This is a genomic window from Rhodococcus sp. H36-A4 (assembly GCF_027158005.1).
In the GTDB taxonomy this organism is placed as follows: domain Bacteria; phylum Actinomycetota; class Actinomycetes; order Mycobacteriales; family Mycobacteriaceae; genus Rhodococcoides.
In genome coordinates this window covers 45,637-61,608 of the sequence record NZ_JAPVLQ010000005.1, presented here as the reverse complement: position 1 = coordinate 61,608, position 15,972 = coordinate 45,637, and the positions used below count along the sequence as shown (strand labels likewise).

The window sequence follows — 15,972 nt, the reverse complement described above, 5'->3', positions numbered from 1 at the left end:
TCAGACCAGGACCGCACCCGCGGCGACGAGTTCTGCCAGCGCCTTTTCCGAAGACTTGGGAGCGACACCAGCGATCAGATCGGTGAGAATACGTACCTTCAGCCCGAGCGCGATCGCGTCGAGAGCCGAAGCTCGCACGCAGTAGTCGGTAGCCAGTCCGACGACATCGAGGTCGGTCACCTCGTTGGTTCGCAACACTTCGGGCAACGTGACACCCTCGTCGGTGATGCCTTGAAACGCCGAGTACGACGGCTTTCCCTGACCCTTGTAGACGTGCACATCCACCGATCCGGTTGCGAACTCCCCGTGGTACTCCGATCCGACTGTCTCCGCGACACAGTGCATCGGCCAGGTGTCGACGAAGTTGGGCGCCCCATCGGTCGCGAAGTGACCGCCGTTGTCCCCGACAGCGTCGTGCCAGTCACGCGAGGACACGATGACGTCGTACTCGTCGCCCTTCTTCGCCAGCAACGCACTGACTTTGCGCGCTACTTCGCCGCCGCCCTCGATGCCCAGGGCGCCGCCTTCGGTGAAATCGTTCTGTACATCCACTACCAACAAGGCACGAGTCATGAGGACCAGTATCCTCTGAACGTGAGATTTACATGAACGCGACAGTGACCGAACTGATGTGCTATCCGGTGAAAGGATGCGCGGGTGTGTCTCTCCGCACCGCGTCGATGACGTTCCGGGGACTCGAACACGATCGCGAGTTCATGATCGTGGGCGCGAACGGATCGTTCCGCAGTCAACGCAGCGACCCTGTCCTCGCCGTCGTCCACCCCTCGATCGTCGACGACGTCCTCACCCTGTCGCACGCCTCTTTCGGATCGATCGCCGTCGAGGTGAATCAGCATGCCCAGCTACGAGATGTCACGAAGTTCGACGAACCGTTCCAGGGCATCGACCAAGGCGACGACGTCGCACGTTGGCTCGGTGAGATCCTCGGCGAAGAGTGTCGACTGGTCGGAATCACCTCGACTGCCCCGAGCTTCGCAGACAGCACCGCAGTCCACATCCTGTCCGATGCGTCGATGCGCGGCCTGAACGACCGGCTCGACGCACCGATTCCGTTCGGTCGGTTCCGGCCCAACATCGTCGTCACCGGTTGGGCGGATGCGCACCGGGAAGACCTGGTACGCCTAGCCTCCGTCGGCACCTGCGAACTTGCGTTCGACAAGATTGCCATCCGGTGCGCCGTCACGACCGTCGAGCAAACAACCGGCATTCGAACAGGCCCCGAACCACTGCGTACCCTCGCCACCTACCGCCGCGGCCCCACCAAAGGCGTCGTCTTCGGCGCGAAGTTCTCGGTGAACACCGTCGGGCGGGTGTCGGTCGGCGACGAGTTCACCGTTCTCGCGGAAGAATCTCCGGGTCTCGACCACTAGTCACGGGCCGCTCCGCTGCCTCGACTTCACGAGCCCATTCCGGATGCTCGTTCTCGGCCCACGCACGCAGAACCGACCCGCCGCGCATACCGCGCATCGCTTCGGAATCCTTGAACGCGTAGAAGATGTGACCTACGACGAGAAGCCCGAAGGCGAGAGCGAACCAATCGTGTACGAACGTCGCTCCTGTCCGCCAGTTCGGCGGACTCCACTCCGGAAAGAACATCACCGTCCCCGTGAGCAGCAGTACCGCGATCGATCCACCACTCAACGCACCGTTGAGCTTCTGGCCGGCATTGAACTTTCCGACGCCCACTGCCCGGAGCCGACGAGCCTTGGACCGCAACCACTTCCAGTCCTCGTCGACGAACCGGTCGAGGCGCTGCAGATCCAGCCGATAGGCCCGCGAGAGAAGACCGAGAATCAGCGGTATCGGGATACCGAAACCTGAATAGACGTGCACCAATTCGACCAAGTGCCGATTGCCGACGAGGACTGCCAACGAACCGTTGTACAGAATCGCCGCCGTCGCAATGCATACGAGGGTCAGCACGCCGACGGACCAGTGCACCCAACGTTCGATTCGGTGGAAGCGCAGCAGTTCAGCTCGTGGCGTCATCGTCACGTCCGTTCGACGCGCCGACCCAGCCGTCGATCGAGTATCCCCGCGGCTCCCAGTAACCTGGCACCACATCGGAAGTCAACTCGATTCCGCCGAGCCATTTCAGACTCTTGTAGCCGTACATCGGTGCAACGTAGAGCCGAACTGGACCGCCATGATCATGAGTGACCGGGCCGCCGAGCATGGTGAGGGCGACGATGACGTCGTCGCGACGTGCTTGCTCCAGCGTCAGGCTCTCTGTGTACGTGCCGTCGAACGAGGTAAAACGTACTGCGGTCGCATCGGCAGTCGGCGAGGCTGCATCGAGGATCTCCGACAGGCGCACGCCGCTCCACGGAACCTGCGGAACACGCCATCCGGTCACGCATTGGAAGTCTCGTACCAGAGATGTCTGCGGCATCGCCCGCAAATCCTGTAGTCCGAGAGTGCGCGGCGTTGCGACCAACCCACCGACGGTCAATTCGTAACTGCTCTCGTCCCTGCGCGGTGCACCCGTGGTCACCGAATAGAATCGAAAGTTGTTGCCCAGCGGGATCAGGCCGACCAGTCCGGTGGGATCGTGGTTGCCGATCGGGCCCATCACGGTCGCGATCCCATTTTGAATGGCGGCGCCGCCCAGAATTCCTGCCGCACCGGCGACGACCAGTCCGAGAAAGATGCGTCGACCTACCGGTGCACCGGGAATGTCGGGCTCGTTGCGACGCATCACTCCACTGTCCACGAATTACCGATCGCGTGTCGCTATCTGCACGGCGAGCAGAATTCGCGCCTGACCAGCTCGCAGTGGTGAGAACACTGCGCCCGCGTCGACGAGGTCCGCACCGCCACCACCGCCGCCGTAGCTGGGTTCGACAGAACCGAGCGGAACCCGCGTCGTAACGACGACAGGGATCCCTGCGGCCGTGGCACGCTTCACCGCCGCCACGACCATGCTGTTCGTGTTCCCCGAACCGAGTGCCTGCAGCACGAGCCCCTGACTTCCGCCGCCGAGGTACGCATCGATGGCGACCGCATCCACACCTGGGTACAGCGCAACGATGTCGACTCTGGTGTCCGAAATTTTCCGACGGTCGAAGCCGGAGCGTTCCTGCGCCGATCCGAAAAATGCGTCCAGGTCGGATGTATGCCATTTCATCAAGCCGCGCGCAGGCAACGTTCTGCCACCGAAGGAAACGAGGACTCCCCTTCCCCGACTACTCGGGTTCCGCACTGCTTCGATCGCTGCCGTGACGTTGTAGGGCCCATCGGGCTCTCTGTGATCCGATGTCCGCTGCGCACCGGTGAACACCACCGGCCTCGGATCATCGTGGAACAGGTCTACGAGAAGTGCCGTCTCCTCCATGGTGTCCGTACCGTGCAGAACCACGGCGCCGACGCAGTCCGGATCGGTCAGCGCATTCGCGACAGCGTCGGCAACGGCGTCCATGTCGGCGAAGTCGAACGCCGAGCTGTCCTTGGACATGACCTCACGAACCTCGACGTCGGCGGCCAAGGGGAACCCGAGCGGATCACTGCCCGGACGGCTGATGCCGTTCTCGTCACGGCTACTGGCAATGGTTCCGCCAGTGGTCAGCAGGGCGATGTGAGACACAGAAGTCATACCTCTCGTTCGACTGAAGGCGTGTGAATCTTGGGTCGATTCCGGGCTATTCCTCCGGTTCCTTCAATCCCTGCCGCTCGTCGCGTTCGGCCCATTCCAAGAGCGGGTCGATGGAGAACACGGCGTCGTCGATACCCTCGTGCAGGTCGCCCAGTTCGGCGAACCTAGCCGGGACGGTGAACATCGTGAATGCGTGTGGATCGACATCGACCACCTCGTCCCAGGAAATCGGTGTCGAGACAGTTGCTTCGGGGTTTCCTCGGACCGAGTAAGCACTCGCGATCGTGTGGTCGCGGGCATTCTGGTTGTAATCGACGAAAAGTTTCTTCGGGTCACGGTCCTTGCGCCACCAGGTGGTCGTAACCTCGTCAGGTGCCCGACGCTCCACTTCACGCGCGAAAGCCAATGCGGCCCTTCGCACATCCTTGAAACCCCAGTCCGGCTGAATCCGTACGTAGATGTGAAGGCCATGTCCACCAGAGGTTTTCGGCCAGCCGACGGCTCCGAGGTCTTCCAAAACCTCGCGCACGACGCCTGCCACGCGTCGAACTCGATCGAACGGGCAGTCCGGCATCGGGTCGAGGTCGATGCGCCATTCGTCGGGCTTCTCGACGTCGGCCCGACGGCTGTTCCATGGATGAAACTCGACCGTCGACATCTGCACGGCCCAGGCCACATGAGCCAATTCCGTTACGCACAGTTCGTCGGCCGTCCGGTTGTAGCGCGGAAACTTCACCTGCACCGTTTCGATCCAGGGTGGTGCTCCGTTCGGCACACGCTTCTGGTGAACTTTGTCGCCGGAGAGACCGGACGGAAATCTGTGCATCATGCAGGGACGTTCCCGCAGCGCGCGGACGATCCCGTCGCCGACGCTCAGGTAATAGTTCACCAAGTCGATCTTGGTCGCCCCGCTCTCGGGAAAGTACACCCGATCGGGGTTCGAGATGCGCACCGTGCGCTCGCCCACTTCGAGTTCGATCGACGGTGATGCTGCGCGGGCCATGCTCGAAAGCCTAGGTGCCGCTCGGCCGCATCGCTGCAGTTTCTCCGCGCACACGAAAAAGCCCGACTCCACGAGGGAGTCGGGCTTTTTCAGCGGTAAAGCGGGAGGAACGGACTCAGAAGTCCATGCCGCCCATGCCACCGGTCGGATCGCCGGCAGGCGCTCCGGCCTTTTCGGGCTTGTCGGCTACGACGGCCTCGGTGGTGAGGAACAGAGCCGCGATGGACGCTGCGTTCTGCAGTGCCGAGCGGGTGACCTTGACCGGGTCGTTGATGCCTGCAGCGAGCAGGTCCTCGTACTCGTTGGTCGCGGCGTTGAGGCCGTGACCTGCGGGCAAGTTGCGGACCTTCTCAGCGACGACGCCAGGCTCGAGGCCTGCGTTGAACGCGATCTGCTTCAGCGGTGCTTCGAGGGCGACGCGAACGATGTTCACGCCGGTTGCCTCGTCGCCGTCCAGCTTGAGGGAGTCGAGTGCCGGGGACGCCTGCAGCAGCGCGACGCCACCGCCGGCAACGATGCCCTCTTCGACAGCAGCCTTGGCGTTACGCACAGCATCTTCGATGCGGTGCTTGCGCTCCTTGAGCTCGACCTCGGTCGCTGCTCCGGCCTTGATGACTGCAACGCCGCCGGCCAGCTTGGCCAGACGTTCCTGCAGCTTCTCGCGGTCGTAGTCGGAATCGGAGTTCTCGATCTCGGCACGGATCTGGCTGACGCGACCGGCGATAGCGTCGGAATCGCCCGAGCCCTCGACGATGGTGGTCTCATCCTTGGTGATGACGACCTTGCGTGCCTGGCCGAGCAGTTCGAGTCCAGCGGTCTCCAAGGAGAGGCCGACCTCTTCGCTGATGACCTCGCCACCGGTGAGGATGGCGATGTCGGCGAGCTGCGCCTTACGACGGTCACCGAATCCGGGAGCCTTGACGGCCACGGACTTGAAGGTGCCACGGATCTTGTTCACCACGAGAGTGGAGAGAGCTTCGCCCTCGACGTCCTCGGCGATGATGACGAGCGGCTTGCCGGACTGGATAACCTTCTCCAGCAGGGGCAGCAGGTCCTTGACGGTGCTGATCTTGGAGCTGACGAGCAAGATGTACGCGTCTTCGAGGACGGCTTCCTGACGCTCTGCATCAGTGGCGAAGTACGCCGAGATGTAGCCCTTGTCGAAGCGCATGCCCTCGGTGAGCTCGAGCTGCAGGCCGAAGGTGTTGGACTCCTCGACCGTGATGACGCCTTCTTTGCCGACCTTGTCCATTGCCTCGGCGATGAGCTCGCCGATGGCTGGGTCGCCCGCGGAGATACCAGCGGTAGCAGCGATCTGCTCCTTGGTGTCGATCTCCTTGGCGGAAGCGAGCAGCGACTCGGTGACGGCTGCAACAGCCTTCTCGATGCCGCGCTTCAGGCCGAGCGGGTTTGCGCCGGCTGCGACGTTACGCAGGCCTTCGCGGACCAGAGCCTGGGCGAGAACGGTGGCGGTGGTGGTGCCGTCGCCTGCGACGTCGTCAGTCTTCTTGGCGACCTCCTTGACGAGCTCGGCACCGATCTTCTCGTAGGGATCTTCGAGCTCGATCTCCTTGGCGATGGAGACACCATCGTTGGTGATCGTGGGAGCTCCCCACTTCTTTTCGAGCACGACGTTGCGACCCTTGGGTCCCAACGTCACCTTAACTGTGTCAGCGAGGGCGTTGAGGCCTCGCTCGAGGCCACGGCGTGCCTCTTCGTCGAACGCGATGATCTTGGCCATTACGAAGTGATCCTCCGGATTGGGGGTGACACATTTCTGGCCGAGTTGGGTGCCCGCGACGGACGACCAGGGGTGTCCTTGATCCCCAGCCTCACCGTGTCCCGACCTGGCACTCACGTATCGAGAGTGCCAACTGCATTTCTAGCACTCGACCATGGCGAGTGCAAGGTCGACGGGCACGACCGGCTCGATCAGCTGGCCCGACTTGCCCCGCGTTCGCTCAGGGCGCAGCCGACGCGCACCCGCCCAGCGCCGACGCGAGACGGAATTTCATGCTCATAACTGTCCCCCGAACGCCGCCGTCGACCCTATTCTTGTTCTCGACAACGGACGCCCGGTGAGACTCGGGCGACACAATAGATTGGGCACCGATGTTCATCGCAACAGTCGCAGTATCGATTTTCCTCGCTGTATCGCTGACCTTCTCGGCAGTCGGAAAGTTGACCAAGAGCCCAAAGGTCATCCCCATCATGGAACAGGTCGGTGTGCCTGCCGACAAGATCCCCTGGCTTGCCTACATCGAAATCCTCGGCGCGATCGGCCTGATCGTCGGACTGTTCGTCTGGCCCATCGGGGTCGCCGCTGCAGTCGGAGTGATCCTGTACTTCGTGGGCGCGGTCATCGCTCACCTCCGAGTGAAGGACAACGGTTTCGGTCCCGCTGCATTCCTCGCCGCTGTCGCCATTGCTGCGCTGGTTTTACGCCTGCTGTCCGTGTGAGCAGTCGGTGGCCGGCAGGTCCGTTACGAGCCGGACGAAACGATGATGGGAACCATGACGGCGGCCATGACCGCGACATTGACATCCTCCACGGCCTTTCGGACCGCTGAACTGGCCCAATCGCCCTCGGCAATCTCCTTGGCGCGCTTTTTTGCTGCCTTCCTGTCCACTCCTGGCAACACCTTGGGTATGGCATCAATGGCCGAAACCAGCGAAATCAACGCCGAAATCTCAGTGCCGGGTGTCGTGCCATCGACGATCGCGCTACCGATCCCCTGACGCGCCCAGTTCTTGCGAGCAAGCTCGCTCGCCGGCCAGGACACCGTAGGGAAGAGTCCGAGTACCTTGTCGTGACGTTCGAGAACCAAGCCCTGCTGGGCGAGCCGGGACCCCACTTCCTTGATCAAGTTCCTCTGAAGTTTCTCGATCACCCGCTGCGGCTTCAACCGTCCGTTTCGCTCGCCGATCAAGGCATACGCACGTGCGAGGAGTGGATCGGACGGCGCTGGGCCCGTCACCTCGAGCCGCCCCACCTTGAAGGACTCGTCCTTCGACGTGACGCGAATGCAATCCTCGACAGCCAATTCCAGAATGACGGCGCCGGCCAGCACGCGAGGAAACTTGGTGCTGTCGACGATCGGCTTACCGGTGACATCGTCTACCAGCAACAGGAACAGATCCTCGGCGATCACCGTCATACGGCGAGATTACCGACCACGTACGGATACGACACTTCAATCATCGCCTGCAGCACCGTGACGTCGACGTCGGACAGCTTGTTTATGTAGAGGCAACCCGCGCCCGTCTTGTGTTTTCCGAGCTTGTCCAACAGCGCTTTCGACTTCGGCGCATACGTCAGTCCGTAGAGTGCCAACGACGCTTTCCGCGGCGAAAACCCGACCGCAAGTGCGTCGCCTTCCCGCCCACTGTCGTACCGATAGTGATATTGACCGAAACCGACCATCGTCGGGCCCCACATCACCGCCGGCACTCCGGTGGCAAGCGACATCATCTCGTGCAGTGCAAGTCCGTCCGCACGCCGCACCGGATGCTCGACGGCTCGTAGCCAATCGAGGACGTCGACACCTGTGGGTCCCGTCTTGTTCTCTGCCATTTCTCCGCCTCGGAATCGGTCTGCGGGCCTTTCGGCAAAGGTCAGATCTGGCCGCGTCTTATCAAGTCGATTTCTCGTGGCGTCAGCAGCCGTTCCAACTGCTCACTCGGCCACTTACGGGGCCGCCCACTCATCCGGGCAGACTCGAGCAGTGGCACATCCGCTCTGGTACGTCTCAACATCGAATGAAGGTTCACGATCGATCACTCCGTCGAACTGATTTGGCTGATTCCTCGTTTGTTCTATCGCCAGTGTTCGCCCCTTGTTACCTGTTGTGCGTGAGGCGCGCTGAGGCGTTTCGGATCCGTCGCCCATGGGTAAGGTCCAGCGGAACGGGAAGCCACAAATTGATCGGGGCCATAAGTTGAGTAAGTCCGGAGATTCATCTGCATCCGACGTCATCGAGTCGGTACAGAACAATGGCGCATTCGAGAAGGCCGCACGCGCCGGCCATTTCGTCAGCGGCCTGCTCCACATTCTCATCGGCTACATCGCCATCAGGTTGGCGTTCGGGCAAGGCGGAAACGCAGACCAATCCGGCGCGCTCGCCGAGCTCGGCGACAAGCCCGGCGGATCCATCGCTCTGTGGGTTGCCTTCGTCGCCTTCGTGGCACTGGCTCTGTGGCGGGTCGTCGAAGCCATCGTCGGTAAGAAGTCCGACGACGATTCCGGCAGTGTGATGGACCGGCTGAAGGCCGGAGCGCTCGCTGTCGTCTACATCGTCTTCGCGTGGACGACCTTCGGGTTCGCCAGTGGATCCGGAAAGTCGAGTGGCAAGCAGAACGCATCCATGACGTCGGAATTGATGGGTAACGGCTTCGGCAAGTTCGTTCTCGTCGTCGTCGGACTCGTCATCATCGGCGTCGGCGGCTACCACGTCTACAAGGGCGTATCCAAGAATTTCCTCGACGACCTCGAGGGCTACACCGGCAAGACCGTCGCGCGCCTCGGGATCGTGGGTTACTGCGCCAAGGGCATCGCTCTGATCGGCGTAGGAGCACTCGTCATAGCTGCGGTCTTCACCTCGGACCCGAGCAAAGCGACGGGTATGGACGGCGCGCTGAAGACCCTCGGCCAACAGCCGTTCGGTCAGGTGTTGTTGATCGTGGCGGGCGTGGGCATCGCGCTGTACGGGCTGTACTCCTTCGTGCTCGCACGGTACGCACGGATGTAAAAACTCGGCTGTCGATATGGGCATGGTTGTCCAGTTGCACCTCTACCAGGCGGGATGCCGTCTCGTTCGAGCGCGACCGGAACACCATGCCCACGGTTGTCCACAATCCTGACCTTCATCCACAGGGTTTCTGTCGCCCCAGCTCGCATCGATCGAAGGCGTCCAGGCGTCGACGATGCTCATCGCCGTGCATCCCCACGGAATCGCCACCCGTAGCCAACTTCTCGCCGCGGGCATACCCAACAGCACTATCACCCGCAGATACGAACGTGTGCTGCCAGGGATCTACAGCGCCGACCAGCCGACCACCATCGCGCGCTGCTACGCCGTCACACTGTGGCAGCCGAACGCACTGCTCAGTCACCGAACGGCAGCATGGCTCTACGGGTGGATGGACGAGCATTCGATGATCGAAGCGACGCTGCCCGCGGCATCCAAGGCTCGAACTCCATGCTGGCTCAGGATGTATCGCCGAGACCTGCCCGCATCCGATACCACCGAGGTCGTGCGACTCCCAGTGGTCGCCCGCGAACGAACTCTGATCGATTGCATCGCCGTGATGACACCGGAAGCTGTCGCTCGAATCGTCGACGAACGCCTCGCGACAGACATCGATGCGCAAGATATAGCCTCGAAAATCCGAAGTACCCCCAGACGCCGAGGCAACTCCCGCGCATCCGTTCAGCTTCGCAGTGCCGCGTCGGGATTCGCCTCGGAGCCCGAGCGTGTATTGAATCGCGCGCTCATCGCGTGCGGTCTCCGCCTCGCGACCAACCATTGGGTTGGCAACTACGTGTGCGACTTCGTCGACGAACTCGCACGGGTCGTTGTCGAGGTGGACGGCCGTGAGTTCCACAGCGCGCCCGAGGTGTTCAGCAAGGATCGGCGTCGGCAGAACGATCTGGTCCTCGACGGTTGGCTCGTGCTGAGATTTTCGGCGTTCGATGTGATGGCGAACCCGGAAAAGACTGCGCGACAGATTGCCGGGGTGGTGCGCCGGCGCCGGCGTTCACGGAATTGATGGGAATGGTGTTCCAGTTCTGCCCTCCCGGAACGAAATCCCGCCTGGTGTATGCAGAATCGGAACAGCATGCCCACACCCCGGTATACGATCCTGCCCAACTGCGTGTAACGCCCGGTTGCACTCATCATCACGGAGGTACATGTGAGCAAGACTCTCGAAGCCCAGATCGACGTCGACGCCAACCCTGAGCAGGTATGGAAAATAGTCTCCGACCTCCAGCGGATGGGCGAGTGGAGTCCGCAGTGCAAGCTCATGAAGGTCTTCGGCGGCAATGTTCGACGCGGCACCACCACACTCAACATCAACCGCAAAGGACTTCTCGTCTGGCCGACCAGGTCCAAGGTGATCGAGTTCGAACCGAACAAGAAGATCGCCTTCCGCGTCCTGGACAACAAGACGATCTGGTCGTATTCCCTGACCCCGAACGGGACCGGCACCTCTGTCGTCGAAAAGCGCGAGGCACCGAGCGGCACCACCGCGATTTCGTCGTTCCTGGTCAAGCACGTGCTCGGCGGTAGCGATCAATTCGACATCGAATTGGTCGACGGCATGAACAAGACCCTCCAGCGCATCAAAGCGGAAACCGAAAATGGCTGACATGTTTGATTGGTGATTCGCCTGGGAATGCTGGATGAGCACTATCCACGGCTAATTATCAAGAGGGGGCACCAAATGTTGGGCCTAGGAATAATCGGCTGGATCATCATCGGCGGTCTTGCTGGATGGATCGGCAGCAAGCTTATGAAGACCGACGCCTCGATGGGCATCATTCTCAACATCGTCGTCGGAATCATCGGCGGACTTCTCGGTGGCTGGCTGCTGAAGGTCTTCGGAGTCGACGTCGAAGGCGGCGGACTCATCTTCAGCTTCATCACCTGCCTGCTCGGCGCGGTGATTCTCCTGTTCCTCGTCAAGTTGGTCATGGGCCGTAGCAAGGTCTGATCGACTCACGCTTACCGACTGCCGGGGCTTCCACGTACTGTGTGAGGCCCCGGCAGTCCTCGTGCCGAGGTCTTGTATATCAACAGTCATAAGGAGCGAAGTGGCACGCCGTCCAACCCCGATCGGTCAACCGCCCCGAACTGGGATCGCGCACGTCGTCGACCTGGTCCGAGAGACAGTTCCGCCCCTGCACCCGGCAGGGCTTCCGTTCGTCGCAGGCCCCCTGGCAGTGGCCGTCATCGGCCGTAGGTACAAGTGGGTGCGGCTGGCCGGCCTCACCGCAGCAGGAGCATGCGCCACGTTCTTCCGGCATCCGAGCCGCGTTCCACCGAACCGCCCCGGCGTGGTAGTCGCTCCGGCGGACGGGTTGGTGACTCTTGTCGATACGGCAGTGCCGCCGACCGAGCTCAGCCTCGGTAGCGATCCGGTGCCGCGCGTCAGCATCTTCCTGTCCGTCCTGGACGTGCACGTGCAGCGGGTTCCTGTCGGTGGCGAGGTGCTCGAGGTCGTGCACCGCAGCGGTCAGTTCAAGTCCGCCGATTTGGCCGAAGCAAGCGAGGTCAACGAGCGAAACAGCATGCACATCCGCACCCCTGCAGGTCAGGACATCGGCGTCGTGCAAATCGCCGGACTCATCGCAAGACGCATCATCAACAACGCCAAGATCGGCGACAATCTCACCATCGGCGACACCTACGGTTTGATCCGATTCGGCTCGCGCGTGGACACCTATTTCCCACTGGGTACCAAGCTGCTCGTCGAGCGTGGCCAACGCGCAGTCGGCGCCGAAACTGTGCTCGCCGAGCTTTCCCAGTAAGGGTCCGGGCGATGATCACCAGACGTTCACGACCACCTGCGGCAGTCCGACTTCTGCCGTCGGTCGTGACCATTCTCGCGCTGTGTGCAGGTCTGTCCGCAGTCAAATTCGCGCTGAGCGATCAGCTGGGCGTTGCCTTGGCGATGATCGGAGCGGCAGCGGTCCTCGATGCGCTGGACGGACGCATCGCGCGTCTCCTCGACGCGACGAGCAAGATCGGTGCCGAACTGGACTCGCTGGCCGACGCGATCTCGTTCGGTGTTGCACCCGCGCTCGTGTTGTACGTGACACTGCTCGACGGCAGTAGCTTCGGCTGGATCGTGGCACTGACCTATGCAGTGGCCATGGTTCTGCGGCTCGCACGTTTCAATACCCTGCTGGACAACGACACCCCGACCTACGCCGCGGAGTACTTCACCGGTGTCCCGGCTCCGGCGGGGGCGCTCATCGTGCTGGTGCCGATTGCGGCATTCGAAGAGTGGGGTGACGGCTGGTGGGCGTCGTTCTACGTAGTCATCGGATGGACACTGTTCACTGCGACGCTGGCTGTGAGCCGGATTCCCACGCTCGCGCTCAAGACCGTGTCGGCGCCTCCGCGGATGGCCGCGGCACTCCTGATCTTGGTGGCGCTGACCGCTGCTGCACTGATCACCTATCCATTGATCCTGCTGATGGTGCTCGTGTTGGTCTACCTCGCGCACATCCCGTTCGCCATTCGCTCCCAGAGATGGGTTGCCGCGCGGCCGTACACGTGGGACGCCAAGCCGTCCGAGCGCCGGGCAGAGCGCCGGGCGATTCGTCGCGCTCCGAACACCGCGCGTAGGTCCTCCGCCCGCCTGGGCCTTCGGCGTCCGCGTAGCCCCAGGTGAGCACCCCCGAACTCGTCCTGACCGCTCGCCTGAACACTTCGGCAGCCGATGCACGCCGCGGCGTGGTGCGACTGCACCCCGAGGTACTCGCGGCACTCGGCATTCGGGAGTGGGACGCAGTAGCACTCATCGGTTCTCGTCGGACCGCAGCGGTTGCCGGACGGGCACCGGAGGGCACCCCGCAGGGCACGGCACTACTCGACGACGTCACGCTGTCCAACACCGGAATCAAAGAAGACGGTTCGGTAGCAATTGCCCCGGTGACCGTCTACGGGGCGAAGTCCGTTCGACTCTCCGGGTCGGTACTCGCGACGGGGTCGATCTCCGACACGACCCTCCGCCAGGCGCTGCTGGGCAAGATAGTGACCGTCGGCGACACGGTGTCACTGCTCCCCCGCGATCTAGGACCGGGAACCAGTTCCAGTGCTGCCACGCAAGCACTCTCGCGCACTTTCGGTGTTGCATGGACTACCGAACTGCTGACGGTCTCCGCCGTCGAACCATCAGGAGGGCCGGTGAGCGTTCAACCCAACTCCGCCGTCGGATGGGGGCAGGGCCGACCACCGACGGTCTCCGACGTGATCCCGGCGATTCCGCCCGCCGAACTCGTGGGCGTGTCGGTCCAACAGGCGAAGTTGCTCGAATGGCTTCGCCTCGCTCTCGACGAGTCCGAATTGCTCGCCAAGCTGGGTGCGTCGCCGCACCTCGGCGTTCTCGTGACCGGTCCGGCAGGAGTCGGGAAGGCGACGCTGGCGCGCGCCGTACTTTCCGGACGTACTGTCGCCGAACTCGACGGCCCTTCGATCGGTGCACTGGAAGCATCCGACCGAGCGGATGCGGTCGCTGCTGCCATCGACAGCCTGGCAGGCAACGGGGTACTGCTGGTCACCGATATAGACGCTCTCCTGCCCTCGCTCGCCGAGCCTGCGTCGACGCTGATCCTCGACCATCTGCGACGGGCCGTCGCCACCGAGGGGATCGCGTTCGTCGCCACTTCTGCTCATCCCGAGAGCACGGACAGTCGAGTGCGCGCCCAGGATGTGTGCGATCGCCAGTTGACTCTGACCCTTCCCGACAGCGCGGGCCGCAAGGCGCTGCTGGAGCATCTACTCCGCAAAGTCCCGACAGACACCCTCGAACTGAATGAAATAGCGTCAAGGACACCAGGTTTCGTCGTCGGCGATCTAGCAGCACTGGTTCGCGAAGCTGCGCTGCGTGCAGCATCTCGGGCCAGCGACAACAAGACCGATCCCGTCATCATGCAATCCGACCTGCTCGCCGCACTCGAGGTGATCAGACCGCTGTCACGCTCGGGCACAGAGGAACTGGCAATCGGCACCATCACCCTGGAAGACGTCGGGGACATGGTGGAGACCAAACAGGCGCTGACCGAAGCGGTGCTGTGGCCATTGCAGCATCCCGATTCTTTTGCGCGGCTGGGCATCGATCCCCCACGTGGAGTATTGCTCTACGGGCCACCCGGATGCGGCAAGACTTTCCTCGTACGCGCACTGGCCAGCTCCGGTCAACTCAGCGTCCACGCAGTCAAGGGCGCCGAGCTGATGGACAAGTGGGTCGGATCCTCGGAAAAGGCTGTGCGCGAGCTGTTTCAGCGCGCCCGAGACTCCGCCCCTTCGCTGATCTTCTTGGACGAGGTGGACGCGTTGGCGCCTCGACGCGGTCAGGGTTCGGACTCGGGCGTCGGCGATCGCGTCGTGGCGGCATTGCTGACCGAACTGGACGGTGTGGAGCCGCTGCGAGATGTGGTCGTGCTGGGTGCAACAAACCGGCCCGATCTGATCGATCCGGCGCTGCTTCGTCCAGGACGCCTCGAGCGCCTGGTCTTCGTGCCGCCGCCGGATGCCGATGCCCGCAAGGACATCCTGAAGGCGTCGGGAAAGTCGGTTCCGCTGGCTGCCGACGTCGATCTCGACGCGCTGGCGGAGGGGCTCGACGGTTATTCCGCTGCCGACTGCGCGGCACTCCTCCGCGAAGCAGCGCTGACCGCGATGCGTCGGTCGATGGATGCCGCCGACGTCACTGCCGCCGACGTCGAGGCTGCCCGAAAGACGGTGCGCCCCTCACTCGATGCAGCACAAGTTGCGCATTTGAAGGCCTACAGTGCTACGCGCTAGCGGGATGGCCTGTCCATCCCGCCGGCGAGGAGCCTTACTTCCAGCGCGCGAGGATGCCTTCTGCATGCTTGCCGAGCGAGGCTTGGAACAGTGGCCCGAAGCTGATGCGGCCGACGCCTAGTTCGGCGAAGTGCGCCAGGTCGCCGTCAACCGGGTGTGCGATCGCATTGATCGGGAGCGGCAGTTCGGATGCGAGACGCTTGTAATCGGCGTCGTTGTGGAATCCGACGGGGTAGAGCGAGTCGGCCCCTGCGGCTGCAGCGAGCTCGAGGCGTGCGATGGCCCGGTCGACGCGGTCGTTTTCGTCACCGACCTGTTTGACGAACAGGTCGGTGCGGGCATTGATCACCACGTGCACTTCGGTTGCGTCCGATGCCGCTCGTAGCGCGCCGACGAAATCGGCATGCTCCTGTGCTTCACGGAGTCGCCCACCTTCACTGTGGACGGTGTCTTCGACGTTGAGGCCGACGGCGCCTGCCGAGATGAGACCGTCGATGAGCCGCTTGGGCTCCTGCCCATAGCCCGCTTCGATGTCGACGGACAGCGGCGCGTCCACTGCAGAGGTGATCTGCGAGACACGGGTGAGGAGTTCTTCGAAGGTTATTCCTTCGTTGTCGGGCTTGCCGAGCGAGTCGGACACGGGATGACTACCGACGGTGAGCGCGGTGAACCCGGCCGAGACGGCAAGGTTCGCAGACCACGCATCCCACACGGTCGGGAGTACGACGGGACTGCCTGGCTTGTGGAGCTCGAGGAGTGTGGTGGCCTTCTGAGACAGGTTCGTCATGGGTGTGGCTCCTATACCGATCGGGAGAACGTAC

The 15,972-nt window shown here is 62.7% G+C and carries 18 protein-coding genes; 9 read left to right on the top strand and 9 right to left on the bottom strand.

What is annotated here, in order from left to right; all coding sequences use genetic code 11:
* Nucleotides 1–573 (bottom strand): isochorismatase family protein, encoded by a 573-nt coding sequence (locus tag O1W68_RS14580; protein ID WP_269304663.1) that lies wholly within the window; start codon nucleotides 571–573, stop codon nucleotides 1–3.
* Between the two features lie 32 nt (nucleotides 574–605).
* Here O1W68_RS14580 and O1W68_RS14575 point away from each other — a divergent pair, with 32 nt between their 5' ends.
* On the top strand, nucleotides 606–1,391 hold the full coding sequence (locus O1W68_RS14575) for an MOSC domain-containing protein (protein WP_269304661.1): 786 nt from the start codon (nucleotides 606–608) through the stop codon (nucleotides 1,389–1,391).
* Here O1W68_RS14575 and O1W68_RS14570 read toward each other — a convergent pair.
* The 5 genes from O1W68_RS14570 to groL form a co-directional block, all read right to left on the bottom strand.
* Nucleotides 1,351–2,010 (bottom strand): cytochrome b/b6 domain-containing protein, encoded by a 660-nt coding sequence (locus O1W68_RS14570; RefSeq protein ID WP_269304660.1) that lies wholly within the window; start codon nucleotides 2,008–2,010, stop codon nucleotides 1,351–1,353. The two genes, O1W68_RS14575 and O1W68_RS14570, sit on opposite strands and share 41 nt — an antisense overlap.
* Complete coding sequence (locus tag O1W68_RS14565) at nucleotides 1,994–2,719, bottom strand: molybdopterin-dependent oxidoreductase (protein WP_269304658.1); 726 nt, start codon at nucleotides 2,717–2,719, stop codon at nucleotides 1,994–1,996. Before O1W68_RS14565 ends, O1W68_RS14570 begins: the two co-directional genes overlap by 17 nt.
* An 18-nt stretch (nucleotides 2,720–2,737) precedes the next feature.
* Nucleotides 2,738–3,613 carry an asparaginase gene (locus tag O1W68_RS14560; RefSeq protein ID WP_442972372.1) on the bottom strand — a complete coding sequence of 292 codons (876 nt, stop codon included), beginning with the start codon at nucleotides 3,611–3,613 and terminating at the stop codon, nucleotides 2,738–2,740.
* 46 nt (nucleotides 3,614–3,659) lie between these two features.
* Nucleotides 3,660–4,616, bottom strand: a complete 957-nt coding sequence (gene ligD / locus O1W68_RS14555; protein ID WP_269304657.1) for a non-homologous end-joining DNA ligase — start codon at nucleotides 4,614–4,616, stop codon at nucleotides 3,660–3,662.
* Between the two features lie 115 nt (nucleotides 4,617–4,731).
* Nucleotides 4,732–6,357, bottom strand: a complete 1,626-nt coding sequence (gene groL / locus O1W68_RS14550) for a chaperonin GroEL (RefSeq protein WP_084346279.1) — start codon at nucleotides 6,355–6,357, stop codon at nucleotides 4,732–4,734.
* Nucleotides 6,358–6,728: 371 nt separating this feature from the next.
* Between groL and O1W68_RS14545 the strand changes: the two genes are divergently transcribed.
* Nucleotides 6,729–7,076: a DoxX family protein gene (locus O1W68_RS14545; protein WP_269304656.1), complete on the top strand. Its 348-nt coding sequence runs from the start codon at nucleotides 6,729–6,731 to the stop codon at nucleotides 7,074–7,076.
* Nucleotides 7,077–7,099: 23 nt separating this feature from the next.
* On the opposite strand, the gene O1W68_RS14540 is transcribed toward O1W68_RS14545, so the two are convergent.
* The gene (locus O1W68_RS14540; RefSeq protein WP_269304655.1) at nucleotides 7,100–7,774 is read right to left on the bottom strand and encodes a GOLPH3/VPS74 family protein; all 675 of its coding nucleotides are present in this window, start codon (nucleotides 7,772–7,774) and stop codon (nucleotides 7,100–7,102) included.
* Nucleotides 7,771–8,190 (bottom strand): DUF1801 domain-containing protein, encoded by a 420-nt coding sequence (locus O1W68_RS14535; RefSeq protein ID WP_269304653.1) that lies wholly within the window; start codon nucleotides 8,188–8,190, stop codon nucleotides 7,771–7,773. Before O1W68_RS14535 ends, O1W68_RS14540 begins: the two co-directional genes overlap by 4 nt.
* Nucleotides 8,191–8,554: 364 nt before the next feature.
* Between O1W68_RS14535 and O1W68_RS14530 the strand changes: the two genes are divergently transcribed.
* The 7 genes from O1W68_RS14530 to O1W68_RS14500 all read left to right on the top strand — a co-directional run bounded on the left by O1W68_RS14530 (nucleotide 8,555) and on the right by O1W68_RS14500 (nucleotide 15,151).
* Nucleotides 8,555–9,364: a DUF1206 domain-containing protein gene (locus O1W68_RS14530; RefSeq protein ID WP_269304651.1), complete on the top strand. Its 810-nt coding sequence runs from the start codon at nucleotides 8,555–8,557 to the stop codon at nucleotides 9,362–9,364.
* A 175-nt stretch (nucleotides 9,365–9,539) separates the two neighbouring features.
* Nucleotides 9,540–10,385, top strand: a complete 846-nt coding sequence (locus O1W68_RS14525; RefSeq protein WP_269304650.1) for a DUF559 domain-containing protein — start codon at nucleotides 9,540–9,542, stop codon at nucleotides 10,383–10,385.
* Between the two features lie 144 nt (nucleotides 10,386–10,529).
* Nucleotides 10,530–10,985 carry an SRPBCC family protein gene (locus O1W68_RS14520; RefSeq protein ID WP_269304648.1) on the top strand — a complete coding sequence of 152 codons (456 nt, stop codon included), beginning with the start codon at nucleotides 10,530–10,532 and terminating at the stop codon, nucleotides 10,983–10,985.
* Nucleotides 10,986–11,060: 75 nt separating this feature from the next.
* Nucleotides 11,061–11,330, top strand: coding sequence for a GlsB/YeaQ/YmgE family stress response membrane protein (locus O1W68_RS14515; RefSeq protein ID WP_136171049.1), 270 nt, complete (start codon nucleotides 11,061–11,063; stop codon nucleotides 11,328–11,330).
* A 100-nt stretch (nucleotides 11,331–11,430) separates the two neighbouring features.
* Nucleotides 11,431–12,147: a phosphatidylserine decarboxylase gene (locus tag O1W68_RS14510; protein WP_269304646.1), complete on the top strand. Its 717-nt coding sequence runs from the start codon at nucleotides 11,431–11,433 to the stop codon at nucleotides 12,145–12,147.
* 11 nt (nucleotides 12,148–12,158) lie between these two features.
* The gene (pssA, locus tag O1W68_RS14505; RefSeq protein WP_269304644.1) at nucleotides 12,159–13,016 is read left to right on the top strand and encodes a CDP-diacylglycerol--serine O-phosphatidyltransferase; all 858 of its coding nucleotides are present in this window, start codon (nucleotides 12,159–12,161) and stop codon (nucleotides 13,014–13,016) included.
* Nucleotides 13,013–15,151, top strand: coding sequence for an AAA family ATPase (locus tag O1W68_RS14500; protein ID WP_269304642.1), 2,139 nt, complete (start codon nucleotides 13,013–13,015; stop codon nucleotides 15,149–15,151). Before pssA ends, O1W68_RS14500 begins: the two co-directional genes overlap by 4 nt.
* Nucleotides 15,152–15,185: 34 nt before the next feature.
* On the opposite strand, the gene O1W68_RS14495 is transcribed toward O1W68_RS14500, so the two are convergent.
* Complete coding sequence (locus O1W68_RS14495) at nucleotides 15,186–15,938, bottom strand: isocitrate lyase/PEP mutase family protein (protein ID WP_269304641.1); 753 nt, start codon at nucleotides 15,936–15,938, stop codon at nucleotides 15,186–15,188.
* Nucleotides 15,939–15,972 lie beyond the last annotated feature (34 nt).